The 13,951-nt window shown below is 72.0% G+C and carries 13 protein-coding genes; 6 read left to right on the top strand and 7 right to left on the bottom strand.

Annotated features, from left to right (window positions below; all coding sequences use genetic code 11):
- Positions 1 to 5: 5 nt before the first annotated feature.
- Positions 6 to 797, bottom strand: coding sequence for an SDR family oxidoreductase (locus tag SD460_RS21545; RefSeq protein WP_318306621.1), 792 nt, complete (start codon positions 795 to 797; stop codon positions 6 to 8).
- A 41-nt stretch (positions 798 to 838) separates the two neighbouring features.
- Between SD460_RS21545 and SD460_RS21550 the strand changes: the two genes are divergently transcribed.
- The 4 genes from SD460_RS21550 (at position 839) to SD460_RS21565 (ending at position 4,025) form a co-directional block, all read left to right on the top strand.
- Positions 839 to 1,624 carry an IclR family transcriptional regulator gene (locus SD460_RS21550; protein WP_318306622.1) on the top strand — a complete coding sequence of 262 codons (786 nt, stop codon included), beginning with the start codon at positions 839 to 841 and terminating at the stop codon, positions 1,622 to 1,624.
- Positions 1,625 to 1,721: 97 nt separating this feature from the next.
- Positions 1,722 to 3,212 (top strand): flavin-containing monooxygenase, encoded by a 1,491-nt coding sequence (locus SD460_RS21555; RefSeq protein WP_290062549.1) that lies wholly within the window; start codon positions 1,722 to 1,724, stop codon positions 3,210 to 3,212.
- A 13-nt stretch (positions 3,213 to 3,225) separates the two neighbouring features.
- Positions 3,226 to 3,669, top strand: a complete 444-nt coding sequence (locus SD460_RS21560; protein WP_290062547.1) for a cupin domain-containing protein — start codon at positions 3,226 to 3,228, stop codon at positions 3,667 to 3,669.
- Positions 3,666 to 4,025, top strand: coding sequence for an SgcJ/EcaC family oxidoreductase (locus tag SD460_RS21565; protein WP_290062545.1), 360 nt, complete (start codon positions 3,666 to 3,668; stop codon positions 4,023 to 4,025). Before SD460_RS21560 ends, SD460_RS21565 begins: the two co-directional genes overlap by 4 nt.
- Here the strand turns inward: SD460_RS21565 and SD460_RS21570 are convergent.
- Positions 4,009 to 4,866 (bottom strand): EamA family transporter, encoded by an 858-nt coding sequence (locus SD460_RS21570; protein ID WP_290062543.1) that lies wholly within the window; start codon positions 4,864 to 4,866, stop codon positions 4,009 to 4,011. The genes SD460_RS21565 and SD460_RS21570 overlap by 17 nt on opposite strands.
- Before the next feature lie 83 nt (positions 4,867 to 4,949).
- Between SD460_RS21570 and SD460_RS21575 the strand changes: the two genes are divergently transcribed.
- Complete coding sequence (locus SD460_RS21575) at positions 4,950 to 5,840, top strand: LysR family transcriptional regulator (RefSeq protein WP_290062541.1); 891 nt, start codon at positions 4,950 to 4,952, stop codon at positions 5,838 to 5,840.
- Between the two features lie 16 nt (positions 5,841 to 5,856).
- Here the strand turns inward: SD460_RS21575 and SD460_RS21580 are convergent, their stop codons facing one another.
- The 3 genes from SD460_RS21580 to SD460_RS21590 form a co-directional block, all read right to left on the bottom strand.
- Positions 5,857 to 9,396 carry an ATP-binding protein gene (locus SD460_RS21580; protein ID WP_318306623.1) on the bottom strand — a complete coding sequence of 1,180 codons (3,540 nt, stop codon included), beginning with the start codon at positions 9,394 to 9,396 and terminating at the stop codon, positions 5,857 to 5,859.
- 40 nt (positions 9,397 to 9,436) lie between these two features.
- Positions 9,437 to 11,155 carry a GMC oxidoreductase gene (locus SD460_RS21585; protein ID WP_290057198.1) on the bottom strand — a complete coding sequence of 573 codons (1,719 nt, stop codon included), beginning with the start codon at positions 11,153 to 11,155 and terminating at the stop codon, positions 9,437 to 9,439.
- Between the two features lie 183 nt (positions 11,156 to 11,338).
- A complete protein-coding gene (locus SD460_RS21590) occupies positions 11,339 to 11,881 on the bottom strand; it encodes an RNA polymerase sigma factor (RefSeq protein WP_290057196.1) in 543 nt (180 codons plus the stop codon).
- Positions 11,882 to 12,077: 196 nt separating this feature from the next.
- Here SD460_RS21590 and SD460_RS21595 point away from each other — a divergent pair, with 196 nt between their 5' ends.
- A complete protein-coding gene (locus tag SD460_RS21595) occupies positions 12,078 to 12,833 on the top strand; it encodes a D-Ala-D-Ala carboxypeptidase family metallohydrolase (protein ID WP_290057195.1) in 756 nt (251 codons plus the stop codon).
- A gap of 69 nt (positions 12,834 to 12,902) precedes the next feature.
- Here SD460_RS21595 and SD460_RS21600 read toward each other — a convergent pair whose 3' ends face one another.
- Together SD460_RS21600 and SD460_RS21605 are read right to left on the bottom strand one after the other, a co-directional pair.
- Complete coding sequence (locus SD460_RS21600; protein WP_290057193.1) at positions 12,903 to 13,316, bottom strand: nitroreductase/quinone reductase family protein; 414 nt, start codon at positions 13,314 to 13,316, stop codon at positions 12,903 to 12,905.
- A 167-nt stretch (positions 13,317 to 13,483) separates the two neighbouring features.
- A complete protein-coding gene (locus SD460_RS21605; RefSeq protein ID WP_290057191.1) occupies positions 13,484 to 13,945 on the bottom strand; it encodes a MarR family winged helix-turn-helix transcriptional regulator in 462 nt (153 codons plus the stop codon).
- Positions 13,946 to 13,951: the final 6 nt, after the last annotated feature.

Raw genomic sequence — 13,951 nt, forward strand, 5'->3', positions numbered from 1 at the left:
CCCTTTCAGGCTGGGCATTCGGTACGGCCGCCGTCGACGGTCAGCACCGTCCCGTTGACGTACCCCGCTTCGGGGGACGCGAGGAACGCCACCGCGGCCGCGACCTCGCGGGGTGCCGCGGCTCGTCCGGCGGGGATGGCGGCGAGGTCCTCGGCCATCGCCGTCGCGACGTCGATGCCGGCCGAGCCGGCCCGGCCGCGCACCACTTCGAGGCGCCGCGCGGTGAGGGTCGCACCGGCGGCGACGCAGTTGACGGTGACACCCCGGTCCGCGTACTCGAGCGCGGCCAGCTTCGCCGCCGACGTCGTCGCCGAGCGCAGCACGGTCGACGCGGCGAGGCCGGGTTGCGGCTGGCGCACCGCCGTCGAGGTGAGCACGACGACGCGGCCGAACCCGCGCTCGGCCATCGCGGGCAGCGCGGCGCGCAGCAGCGCCAGCGGGCCGAGGACCAGCAGGTCGAGGTCGTGGTGCCACTGCTCGGCGGGCACGTCGAACACCGTGCCCGGCGCGGGGCCGCCGGCGTTGGCGATCACGACGTCGAGCGAACCGTGCCGCTCGCGCACGTGGTCGGCGGCACCCGCGGCCGCGGCCGGGTCCGCGAGGTCGCAGACGACGTAGTCGGCGCCCGGACCGAGTTCGAGCGCGGTATCGGCGAGGGTGGTTTCGGTGCGCCCGGCGAGGACCACGCGGTGGCCGCTCGCGTGCAGCGCGGCCGCGCAGGCCGAGCCGATGCCGCCGGCGCCGCCGCCGACGAGGGCGACGCGGCACCGCTTCGGAGGGGACTGGTTGCTCTCCATGATGTGCCCTACATTCGGCCCATGACCCCCGGTGACCAAGGATGAGTCCCACCGCCCGGGACTCCGGCGCGCTCGAACGGGCGGCCGCGCTGCTGGACGCCTTCGACATGACCCACCGCGAGCTCACCCTCGCCCGGCTCGTCGAACGCTCGGGCCTGCCGCGCTCGACCGTGCACCGCACCGCGGCCCGGATGATCGAGCTCGGCTGGCTGGACAAGCCGGGGGAGAAGTACCGGATCGGCACCCGCCTGTTCGAGCTGTCCGGCCTGGTGCCGGTGCGCCACGAGCTGCGCGAGGCCGTCCTGCCCTACCTGCAGGACCTCTACGCCGCGGCCAAGACGACCGTGCAGCTCGGCGTGCTCGAAGGGACCCGGATCCTGGTCGTCGAGAAGATCAGCGGGCACCGGCCGCTGCCGATGCTCGACCAGGTCGGCGGCTTCATCCCGGCGCACTGCTCGGGCATCGGCCGGGCGATCCTCGCCTGGGCGGACGCGGACACGGTCGCGGCGGTGGTCGTGGCCGGGCTCACCCGCCGCACCCCGCGCACGATCACCACCGCGGACGCGCTGGCCCGCGAGCTCGCCGTCGTCCACGAGCAGGGCTGGGCCTACGACCGCGAAGAGGGCAACGCCGGCATCAGCTGCGTCGCGGCGCCGATCTTCGACTTCACCGGCGGCGTCACGGCCGCGCTGTCGGTCACCGGGCCGAGCGCCGCGGTGCAGCCCGACCGGATCGGGCCGGCCGTGCGGATGGCGGCCGCGGCGGCCAGCCGCGCCTACGCCGCGCGGCGCTGGGCGGTGCCCCGCCCGGAGCTGCCGTCCCAGTGACCAGGACTCGCGGTTGGCCGTGGCGGCGCCCTGGCGAAAGCTGGGCGCACGCCGAGCCGGCCACCCGCGCCGGAGGCCTCGACGAGGAGGAGCAGGCATGCGCGTCGCGATCATCGGGGCCGGGCTCGCCGGGCTGACCACGGCCAAGGTGCTGCTCCAGGCCGGCCACGACGTCGAGGTCTTCGACAAGGCACCGGACGTCGGCGGGGTGTGGAGCCGGACCCGGCGCTACCCGGGACTGACGACGCAGAGCCCGAAGGCGCAATACTCCTTCTCGGACTTCCCGATGCCGCGGGAGTTCCCGGAATGGCCGTCGGGCGCGCAGATCCAGGCGTACCTGGCCGCCTACGCCGCCGAGTTCGGCGTCACGCCGCACCTGCGCCTCGGCACCGAGGTGACGTCGGTGGTGCCCGAGGGCGGCCGCTGGGTGGTGACCACCGCGGCGCAGGGGGCCGCGGGGTTCGACCGGGTGGTCGTCGCGAACGGCGTGTTCTGCGAGCCCGCGCTCCCGGACTACCCCGGCCGGGCGGAGTTCGAGGCGGCCGGCGGGCGGCTGCTGGCCGGCTCGGACTTCCACGACGTCGAGGACGCGCGCGGCGAACACGTGCTGGTCGTCGGCTACGGCAAGTCCGCCTGCGACGTGACCGTCGCGATCAGCGGCGTGGCCGCGAGCACCGACGTCATCGCGCGGCAGCTGCTGTGGAAGGTCCCGCGCAAGATCGCCGGCGTGCTCAACTTCAAGATGCTGCTGCTGACCCGGATGGGCGAGGCGCTGTTCCGCTACCGGTGGCTGCGCGGCTTCGAGAAGTTCCTGCACGGCCCGGGAAACCGGCTGCGGCGGGCGATGCTGAACTCGATCGGGTCGGTGTCGGTGCGCCAGTTCGGCCTCGCCCGGCAGGACCTGGTGCCGCGCGGGCGGATGGAGGACATCGTCAAGAACGCCATCGGGCTGGCCACCGAAGGCTTCTTCGAAGGCGTGGCCGACGGCTCGATCCGCGTCCGCCGCGACCAGGTGATCAAGCGGCTGTTCGCCTTCCACGGCCGTCCGCACGCCGAACTGGCCGACGGCACGGAACTGCCCGCCGGCCTGGTCGTCTGCGCCACCGGCTTCACCCAGGGCGTGCCGTTCCTGCCCGCCGCCGTCCAGGAGCGGCTGTTCGACGAGCGCCGGAACTTCCTGCTGTACCGGCAGATCCAGCCGATCGGCGTGCCGGGGCTGTACTTCAACGGCTACAACTCGTCGTTCTTCAGCCCGCTCAACGCGGAAATGGCGGCGCTGTGGATCGCGGCCGACCTCGCCGGCGCGCTGAGCCTGCCGGACGAGACCGCGCGCCGCGAAGACGTCGTCGCCCAGCTCGCCTTCCTGGACGTCGCGACCGGGGCGCACCACTGCCGCGGCACGAAGATCATCCCGTTCTCCATCCACAACGTCGACGAGGTGCTCGGCGACCTCGGCGTCCAGCTGGGCCGGTTCACCCGCTTCACGCACTGGCTGAACCCGGTCGCGCCGTCGGCGTACCGCGCGCTGACGCCGAAGCTGCTGGCCCGCCTGGAAAGCACCCCCGAACCCGCCAAAGCCCCGCTGTAGGAAGGAGTCCGAAATGGACACCGCGACCGGCGTCATCCGCCCCGGCGACGGGACGAACCTCGGTGCGATCGGGCTGGGCATCCACGCCCGGCTCACCGGCGCCGACACGAACGGCGCGTACTCGTTGTTCGAATACGTCGTGCCGCCGGGCCTCGGCGGCCCGCCGACCCACGTCCACAGCCGCGAGGACGAGCTGTTCACGTGCGTGCAGGGCCGCGTCGAGGTCGAGCTCGACGGCGTCCGGCACGTGCTCGGCCAAGGCGACTCGCTGCTCATGCCGCGCGGGGTGCCGCACGTGTTCCGCAACCCGTTCGACGAGGAGACCCGCATCGTCGCGGTCGTTTCCCCGCCGGGGCTGGAGAACTACTACCGGGAGCTGTCCGAGCTGCCGCCCGGGCGCGACATGGCGCTCGTGGCGGAAGTGATGACCCGCTACGGCTTGAGCCTGCGGAAGTGAACCCCGAGCGGATGGTCCGCGAGATGTGCGCGGCGGTCGACGCGGGGGACGCGGAGGCGTTCGCGGCGTGGTTCGCCGACGACGCCACCTACGTCTTCGCGAACGACGAGCCGCTGACCGGCCGGGCCGCGATCGCCGCGGCGACAGCCGGCGCGGCCGGCGCCCTGCCGTGGGTGCGGCACGTCGTCGACCAGGTCGCGGTCGTGGGCGAGCGCCAGCTGTTCTGCCGCTTCACGATCGAGACGGAGTCACCGGCCGGGAAGCCGCTGGCGCTGCCGTGCGTGACGGTGATGTGGCTCGAGGGGGAGCGGGTCGTCGACTACCGCGTCCACCTGGACCTCACACCGGCGCTGTGAGCGCCGGCTCGCGGGCCCCGCTGCGTTCGGCGCCGACGCCGGCCGCCACGACGAACAGGACCCCGGCCACCGCGCCGGCGTTCGGGACCTGGTGCAGCACGACCAGCCCGATCGCCAGCGCGATGGCCGGCTCCAGGCTCATCAGCGTGCCGAACGCCGACGCGTTCAGCCGGCGCAGGGCGAGCATCTCCAGGCTGAACGGGATCACCGGCAGCAGCACCGCGAGCCCGAGGCCGGCGAGCAGCAGCTCCCAGCTCAGGTGCCCGAACGCGGCCGGCCCGGCGACGAGCGTCGCCACGATGCCCGCCACCGGCATCGACACGGCGAGCCCGCGCACGCCCGCCACCTCGTCGCCGACCCGCTGCGTCAGCAGGATGTAGGCCGCCCAGCACACCGCGGACGCGAGCGCGTAGCCGACGCCGAGCAGGTCGGCGCCGCCCCGCCACGGCTCGGTCAGCAGCAGCACGCCGACCGCGGCGAGGACGGGCCACAGCTTCTTGCCGCCGCGCCCGCGCGTGACGGCGACGGTGAGCGGCCCGAGGAACTCCAGCGCGCTCGCCGTGCCCAGCGGCAGCCGGGCGACCGCCTGCATGAACAGCATCGTCATCCCCGCGGTGACCACGCCGAGGCCGCAGCAGGCGAGGAAGGTGCTCCGCCGGAACGACGACGGCCGCGGCCGGACCAGCACCAGCAGCAGCACCCCGGCCCACGCGAGGCGGAGCCACGCGGCCCCCTCGGGGCCGACGCGGTCGAACAGGCCGACGGACACGGCGAGGCCGAGCTGGACGCAGAGCATGGCGGCGACCGCGAAGACCGCGCCGGTACGGGTCGAGGAGAGCACGTGCCGAGCAAAGCCGACGGGGACCGTCCGTGTCCACGTGCCGTTCGTGGACGCATCGTTCGTGAATCATGGACAATCGCGGCATGGACACCCGCAGGCTGCAGTTCCTCCTCGAGCTGTCCCGCCACGGCTCGATGCGCGCGGTGGCGGATGTGCTCGGCACCACGACGTCGACGGTGTCGCAGCAGATCGCGACGCTGGCGAAGGAGACCGGCGCACCCCTGCTCGAACCGGATGGCCGCCGCGTGCGGCTCACCCCGGCGGGACGGCGGCTGGCCGAGCACGCCGTGACGATCCTGGCCGCGGTGGAGGCCGCGCGTGCCGCCTTGGACCCCGGCGCCGAACCGGCCGGCACCGTGCGCGTCGCCGGGTTCGCGACGGCGGTGCGACGTTCCGTGCTGCCGGCCGCGGCCGCCCTCGCCGCGCACCACCCGCGGGTCGAGCTGCGGATCAGCGAGTACGAACCGCACGAGGCCTTCGCGGCGCTGCTGGCCGACGACATCGACCTCGCCCTCACCTACGACTACGACCTCGCCCCGGCGAGCGTCGACCCCGCGATCACCGTGAGTCCACTGTGGACCGCACAGTGGAGCCTCGCGGTCCCGGCAGCCGACGCGGCCGGTGTCGGTGAGGGCGGCACGGTGGCGGTGTTCGAGGCGTTCCGCGACCACGGCTGGATCGTCAACTCCCGCAACACCGCCGACGAGGACGTGGTCCGCAGGCTCGCCTCGATGGCGCGGTTCACCCCGCGCGTGACGCACCGGGCGGACAGCCTGGAACTGGTGGAGGACCTGATCACGACGGGCCCTTCCCCGGCGGTCGGGTTGCTGCCGTCGGGCCGGGCGGTGAAGCCCGGGGTCGCGTTGCTTCCGCTGGCGGGTCCGGAGGTGCGGCAGCGGGCCTTCGCGTGCACCCGTCGCGGGCGGGAGGTGTGGCCCCCGCTGGCGTTGGTACTGGGGCTGCTGGCGAGATGAAGGGGGGACGCGGCGATCACGCGAGCGCCTCGTCAGCCAGCCGTTGCAAGCGGTGATAACCGTGCCGAACCGCGATTTCCGCGGCGTCGGTCAGCAGTGACCTGGCCCGATCGGAGCGGGAGCCGGAGAACAAGCGACCCAGGGCGAGTTTCGTCTCGGCGACGAAGAACGGCGCTCGCAGGTGCTCGTGTATGCGCAGGGCTTCGCCGAAGTGCGCTTCGGCTTCGCGGGTACGACCCATGACCGCGGCCAGCTCCCCGAGGCTGTGCGCGACGCAGTGGTAAACCGCCAGGCCCGGAGTCGGAACCTGGGCGTGCCACGGCGCGAGCTGCTGGTAGAGCGTCCGGGCCGCGGGGACGTCGGCCAGTTCGGCCGCCGCGGCGGCCCAGGCGCAGGTGCCGGTCAGGCGGTTGTGGTCGTTGGGCAGCTCGAACCCCTGGACGCGGGCGGCGGTGAGCAACTTACGCGCGCGGTCGCGGTCTCCCTCCAGCGCCTCGGCCGATGCCAGCAACGCCAGCCACGCGGGAATGCCGGGGTTGGTGGCGACGTGGTCGCTGACCGCGGGAATCATCTCGCTGAGCCGGCCCTGGTGCCAGCGGGTGTAGAAGAGCTGAACCCCGAACAGCATGGGTGCGTCGGGCTGCCCGGTCTCGGTGCCGATCCGGAACGCCTCGGTCGCCGTGCGTTCGGCCCGGTCCACCTCGCCCGCGAGCAGAGCTCGCCACGACGAGGTCCAGGTGCTGATCCAGCGCAAACTCGGCTCGCCCACCTCGGCCGCGATGCGGTCGATCTCCGAGTGCGCCCGGTGGACCCCGTCGATGTCGCCGCGCTCGACCATCACGAGCCCCAGGCAGATGAACGCCCAGAAGCTCGCCACCGGATCCCCGACGACGTCGGCGAGCTGGACCGCCTCGGTGATGCGGTCGAAGCGCTGACCGGCGAGCTCGGGCACCATCAGGACGGTGTAGGGCCGGATCAGCGCGCCCAAGAGCGCGGCTTTGTCGTCGGCCCGCCGGGCCACGGCGACCGCTTCGTCGGCGAGGAAGCGGGTTCGTTTCGAGTCCGGGTGGTAGACGAGTTCGACGGCCAGGGTGGCCAGCAGCTGCGCTCGCTCCCCGGTGTCGTCCTCGACGGCCGCGAGCGCGGCATCGAGGACTTCGACGCGCTCGGAGTCGACGGCACCGGACGCGCTCTCGAAGCCGCGGTTGTTCGCCAGGGCCGCTCGCACGAGCAGGCAGGTATCGCCCACCCGACGTGCCTGCCGAGCCGCCGCCAGCAGCGTTTCCCGGAAGACGGGGGCGCCGACCTGGCGCTGGGCTTCACCGAGGCCCATCAGGCAGCGGGCCTGCTCGGCTTCGTCGTGTCCTCGGCGCGAAAGCACCAGAGCCTCCGAGTACCACCCCAAGGCGTCGTCCGGGGCGAGGGCGAGTAGCGCGTTGTCGCCGGCCCTGCGGGTGTGCAAGAGAGCTCGGGGGAGCATTCCGGGCGCCGCCGCGGCGGCGAGGAACTGGCGTGCCAGTTCCCCGACGCGTTCGCCCGGGTCGTCGCCGCAGAGCACCTCGAGCGCCTCCGCCACCCGGGCGTGGCCGAAGGTGCGGCGGGTCGGACCCAGGTTCTCGTACAGCGTGCGCTGGATCAGTGCGTGCGCGAAGCGGAACCTCCCCGCCGCCGGGGGTACCTCGGTCACGAGTGCGGCCCGCTCGACGACGTCCAGCCGGTCGAGCAGCCGATCCTGCGTGGTGCCGGTCGTCATCGAAAGGAGAGCGAGGTCGAATTCCTGGCCGATCACCGCCGCCGCCGACAGCATTCGTGTCACCTCGTCGCCCAGCCGGCCCACCCGGGCGCTGATGACCTCCCGGATGCTGTCGGGCAGGCCCGCGTCGCCGAAGCCGGCGGCCGCGGTGATCCGCCCCGTCTCGGCCAGGTGCCGCAGCAGTTCGGCCACGAAGAACGGATTGCCGTCGGTCTCGCGGTGGATGGCCCGGGCCAGCGTGCCGGCCTGGCCCGCGTCGTGCCCCGCGGCGCCGACGTACGCGGCGACTTCGGAACTGCTGAGACCGCCGAGAGGCAGGCGTTCGACAGCCAGTTCCCGGCGCAACGAGCCGAGCGCTTCGGTGAGGGGGTGGACGGCGGTCAACTCGGTGTCACGGCAGGTACCGACGATCAGTACCCGGCCCAGCGGCCGTGCGGCCAGGTGGCAGAGGAGTCTGAGGCTGGGCCGATCCGCCCAGTGCAGGTCGTCGAGGACCACCAGCACCGGCGTCCTCGTGGCGGCCCGCGCCAAGAGGTCGGCCACCGCCTCGAACAACAGGAAGCGCTCGGTGTCGGCGTCGGTCGCGGTCGGGGCCGGGACGGCGGGGAGTCGTCCGGCCAACCCGGGCACGAGCCGGCACAGTTCTCCGACCCGCTGGGGATCGTGCTCCGCGAGCCGGCTCGCCGGCGCGTGGTCGAGGTAGTGCGACACGATTTCGACGAAGGGCCCGTACGGGATGGCCAGGTTCTCATCACACCGTCCGTACAGGACAGTGGTGCCCTGGGCGTGCGCGGTCTGGCTGACGTTCGCCACCAACGTCGTCTTGCCCACGCCTGCCTCGCCGCCGACCATGACGACCCGGCGCGCACCGCCTTCGACGAGATCGTCGAGCGCAGCTGTCAGCGCTTTCCGCTCCGGCGCGCGTCCCACGAAGCCCGCCGCGGGTGCGACGGCCAGGCGCGGTGGCAGGACGACTCCACCGGCGACCACGGCTCCGTCGACGGCGGGAGCGTGCGGCCTCGGGGTTCGCGAGCCCGGGAAGTCGAGCCCGGATTCCTGGCGCAAAACGGACTGCTCCAGCGCGGCCAATTCGGCGCTGGGCTCGATACCGAGCTGCTCCGACAGCAACGTCCGCAATCGCCGATAGGCGCGAAGGGCATCGGCCTGACGGCCGGAGCGGTACAAAGCCAGCATCAATTGACCCCACCGGCGCTCGCGAAGCGGTTCTTCGCTGACCAGTGCGTCGAGTTCCGCCACCACTTCGATGTGGTGCCCCGACCCCAGTTCCGCGTCGATCCGGTCTTCGAGGACGCGGTGGCGGACCTCGTGCAGGCGCGCCGCTTCGATCCGGGCGAAGGCCGCGTCCGGGAACTCCGCCAGAGCCGGTCCTCGCCACAACGCCAGCGCCCGGTCCAACGTGGCCACGGCTTGTTCGAACCGCCCGGCGGCCAGCTCCGCCCGTCCCCGGTCGGCCCAGCTCCCGAACTGGGCCAGGTCCAGTGCGTCGGTGGCCACTTCGAGCAAGTATCCGGGTTTCCGCGTGATCAGCCGGCTTCCGTTGCCCGTCGGACGGTCCAGGATGTGGCGCAGCCGGGACACCGACGTCCACAGCGCGGCCGCGGCGTGGGAATGTCCGTCCGGCCACAGCTCGCCGATCAGCGTTCCCGCTTCGACGACCTGGTTGCCGTGAACCAGCAGGCAAGCCAGCAGCAGGCGTTCCTTCGTTCCCGGCACCGGGAGCACGACCCCGTCCCGGACCACGGTCAACCCACCGAACAGCCGGAACTCCGTCTCGTGCCGCACCGAAGCGGTTCCCGGCGACGGTCGGTCTGCTCTCGCCCGATCACTTCGTTCCATGCCGCCCGGCTCTGCCGTCGAGGATCGCGCTCGCCATGCGGTCCGAGAACGCGGCGATGGTCAGGGACGGGTTGACGCCGACCGGGCCCGGCATGGCCGCGCCGTCCGCGACGAACAAGCCGGGGTGGCCGAAGACCTCACCGAAGCCGTCGCAAACCCCCGCCATCGGGTTGGCGCCCATCGGGGCGCCCCCGAGCGGGTGAACGGTGATGGTGCGGTCGAGGAACGACCAGAACGTGTCCTTCAGCTTCTCGGCGCCGAGCTGGTTCGCGACGCCTTCCATCGTCGAACGGACCGCGCTGAAGTATTTCCTCGACGTCTTCGTCGTCCAATCCACGGACAGGTACGCCCGATCGCGCCCGCCGAGGGTCATCACGCCGTCCGGAACGTCTCGTCCCATGCCCAGCAAGGGCATCGAACTCTCCGCGCCGTTCCCGTCGCCGAGGATCCGGCCGATGCTGCCGCCCAGCCGGGTGTTCGGGTCGCCGGTCAGCCTGCCCCACACCCGGTCGAAGGCCGCGGTGGCGAGCCGCCAGTACAGCCCGGGGCGGCTCAGCTCGAAAAGCCAGTCGAACGCCGCGGGGTATCCGGCGTCCTCGACGAGGAACCCCCTGAGCCGCTCTCCGTCGCGCCCTTGCTCCGGACCCGAGATCGCAGTGGTGATCGCGGGGCCCGTCGAGGCGTGCAGATCCCGGGGCCGTCCGTCCGGGCCCCGAGTGCGCAGCATGATCGCGAAGTAGTCGCCGTTGCCTGAATAGCGCTTGCCGAGTGCCGGGCTCATCCCGGGCAGGTCGCCGCTCTGGCGCATGCGCAGAAGCAGGTAACTCGTGCCCAGGCTGCCGGCCGCCAGGATGAGCCGGCGGCAGCGGATCGTGCGCGGTTTCAGCCGGGCGGTGTCGTGGCGGCGGCCGTCGTCGTCCTCGGGGAGGTGCTCGACGTAGTCCACTTCGTAGCCTTCGCCGCGGTGGCGGAAAGATCGAACTTCACAACGCTCCCTGAGCACCGCGCCGAAGCCGGCCGCGGCGGAAAGGTAGGTGTGGTCGAGTGTGTTCTTGCTCCCTTCATTGCAGCCGATATTGCATTCCCCGCACAACGTGCAGGTGCTGCGTGGTTTCCCGTGGAGATTGCGGTAGTCCTGCTCGGACAACGGCCGTCCGACCGCCGGATCGGCCCCCGCGGCACTCCGAAAGCTCACGGCCAACTTGGGGAAACCGCACTTCAGGTCGAGGCCCTGTGCGGCCTCTCGCATCGCCTCTGCCCGGGTCACGTTTTCGAAACCCGGTCGGCCGACGGGAAACGGCTGGGCGTCCAGCATGGCCTCGACCGCGTCGTAGTGGGTTTCCAGGTCGCTTCGCGTGACGGGCCACGTTTCGGACTCGCGACCGAACGGTTCTTCGGTCACGAACCAGGCTTCCGGTTTGCGGATGAGGACGTTCGAATAGATCAGTGACCCACCGCCGAGGCCCGCGGCCACGACCGCGTCGAAACCCCGGAAGGACCACACGTCGAAGAGACCCTGCCTTCCCTCGCTGGGATCCCAGAAGTTCGTCGCCATCCCGCGGGGAGTCCGGGGGAACATCCCCGGCGCATAGGACTTTCCCCGTTCCAGAACAAGGGTGCCGTGCCCTTCGGACGCCAGCCGGTAAGCGGCGACGGCACCGCCGAACCCGCTGCCGACGACGACATTCTCTACGTAATCGTCCATTGCGACTTCCTTGGTGGGTCGCCAAGGCCCTCGGATCGAGCGAATCCTAGCCCTTCTGGTCGATCGGCATAATCCACTGTTCGGGCGATTCGCCGCCAGGTCGGCGGTACGATTTCCGGAACGTGGTGATCATTTGTTTCGCGACCCGGTCCGGTTCGGGAATTGCCGGACACGGGCCGCGCTTCAAGCGGCGGCCAGCGTCCGTCGGGCCTTGGCCAAGCAGCGGGCCCTGGTCGGCCCGATCGAGCCGATCGGGATGTCCAGGATCGCGCTGATTTCCCGGTAGCTCTTCGCCGGCGTGCCGAACAGCAGCGACAGCAGCCGCCGATCGCGGCCGGGCAGCGTGGCGACGACGTCCCGGACCGCATCGCGCAACTCGCGGCCGATCAGGCCGGCGTCGAACTCGGACTCGGCCACGACGTCGTGGAACAGCGCGGGATCGGTCGGGATCTCTCGCTGCCTGCTCCGCAGCAACCTCAGGCACTCGCGCTGGGTGACAGTGCGCAGCCAGCCGGGCAGCGCCTCCGGTTCCCGGATGCGATCCAGGTTCGTCATCAGCCTCAACCACACCGAACTGCTGACGTCCTCGGCGTCCGCGTCCCGGACACCGATGCGGCGGCAGACCGCGAAGACGAGTGGTGCGTAGCGATCGACGATCTCCAGCCACGCGGAATCGAGGCCGAGCGCGGCGTCACGGAGCAATGGTGCGGGCGATTTTCGATGCATGATTCCTCCTCCGCCCCCAGGGTCTCGCCGGTGCTGTCCGTTCACCTGGCGGAGAACTTGCGAAAACCTTGAGGTCCGGTCACCGAGGAGGCGGCCTGTGGTGCGAACGTCCCACAGTGCGGTGCCCGCTACCGCATTACCTTGCAGGGCAGTGAATCGCAGACCAGCTGGACCCGGCCCGAAAGGTGTTCCCGTCATGCGCGTTCGTCGTGTCCTGCCCCTCCTCGCCCTGATCGCCGCCGTCGGTTCGGCGGTGGCCGCTCCGGTTGCGGCCGCCGCTCCTGATCCCGTGGCGGTCATGGCCGTCACCGATGGGTGCTACACGTGGGGGCGCACGCTGGCGCAAGGGGCGTCCGGTACCGACGTGCGGAACCTGCAGATCCGGGTCGCCGGGTACCCGGGGTACGGGGGCGTGCTCGCCATCGACGGCCAGTTCGGGGCCGGGACCAAGGCCGCGGTCACCCGGTTCCAGCAGGCGTACGGGCTCGCCGCGGACGGGATCGCCGGGCCGGCCACCTTCGCGAAGATCTACCAGCTGCAGGACGACGACTGCACGCCGGTCAACTTCACCTACGCCGAGCTGAACCGGTGCAACTCGGACTGGTCGGGCGGCAACGTGCCGGCCGCGACGGCGAAGGCCAACGCGCTGGTGTCGATGTGGAAGCTGCAGGCGATGCGGCACGCCATGGGTGACCGCCCGATCGTGGTCAACGGCGGTTTCCGCAGCGTCGCCTGCAACAACGCGGTCGGCGGGGCGGCCGCCAGCCGGCACCTCTACGGGGACGCGGTGGACCTCGGCGCGGGGGCGCAGGGCTTCTGCGGACTGGCGCAGCAGGCCCGCAACCACGGCTTCAGCGAGATCCTCGGGCCGGGCTACCCGGGCCACAGCGACCACACGCACGTGGCGCACCGGTCGAGCCGGTTCTGGTCGGCGTCGTCCTGCGGGATCTGACGCCGCTGCCGCGGCGGCGGCCCGGTGGGTGCGGGAGCACCGCGCCCGCCGGGCCGTGCGCGGCTTGCGTCAGCGCCGCACCAGCTCGACCACCGGGATGAGCCGGCTGACGTTGGCCTGGTACTCGCCGAACTGGGGACGCTGCTCGACGTTCTTGGCGTAGATCTCGTCGCGCTCGGGACCGGTGATCTCGGTGGCCCGCACGGGGAACGTCTCGTCGCCGAACTCGACGGTCACGTCGGGGTGGGCCATCAAGTTGTGGTACCAGCCCGGGTTCTCCGGCAGGCCGGCCTTGCTGGCGAAGACGAACAGGCGCTCGCCCTCGGCGTAGCAGGCCAGCGGGGAGACGCGTTCGATGCCCGACCGGGCACCGATGTGGTGCACCAGGATGAGGGTCTCGCCGGCGAATCCGCCGCTGAGTTCGCCGCCGTTCGCGCGGTACTCGTCGATGACTTTGGCGTTGATCTCGTCAAAATCGGGCATGGCTCCCTTTCTCCGTCGCCGCACGACTGCGCCGTCGAATCGACCCTACCGCGATGTCGCGGTCGGAGGCCCGGTCCGCCGGCCGCCGGGCGGGACACCGTCGGCGAACTCCGCAGTCTCGAAGAAGTGGCGGCGCCGGAAGCGAATTCCGCGCGCGGGGCGCGGCGTCAGCCGACGAGGTCGATGACCGGGGCCAGCTTGCGGAGCAGGGCGATGAGCTGCGCGCGCTCCTCGGGGGAGAACACGCCGAACGCGGCCGCCTGACGCTCGCGACGGCTGGCCCGCAGCCGCGCCAGCCGCTCGCTGCCTTCCGGCGTCAGCGCCACCAGGACCTTGCGCTCGTCTTCGGGGGAGCGGCGGCGCACCACGACTCCGGCGCCTTCCAGCTGCTGGAGCATCCGGGTGGCCGTCGGGATGGACACGTCGGCGGCGGCGGCGAGCCTGCCGACCGGCAGTTCGGGCTTGGCCGCCAGCGGTTCGAGCATCGTGACCTGGGGCAACGACAGCCCGCCGTCCCGGTCCGCGCCCGCCGAGCGGGCCTTCCGCATGGCGAAGAACACCGCGTCGGCCGCCTGCGCGAGTTCGTCGATCTCCGTCACCGTGGGTGGCTCATTGCCGTTCTTCGCCATGCGCGC

It is taken from the genome of Amycolatopsis solani (genome assembly GCF_033441515.1).
Classification (GTDB): Bacteria; Actinomycetota; Actinomycetes; order Mycobacteriales; family Pseudonocardiaceae; genus Amycolatopsis; species Amycolatopsis solani.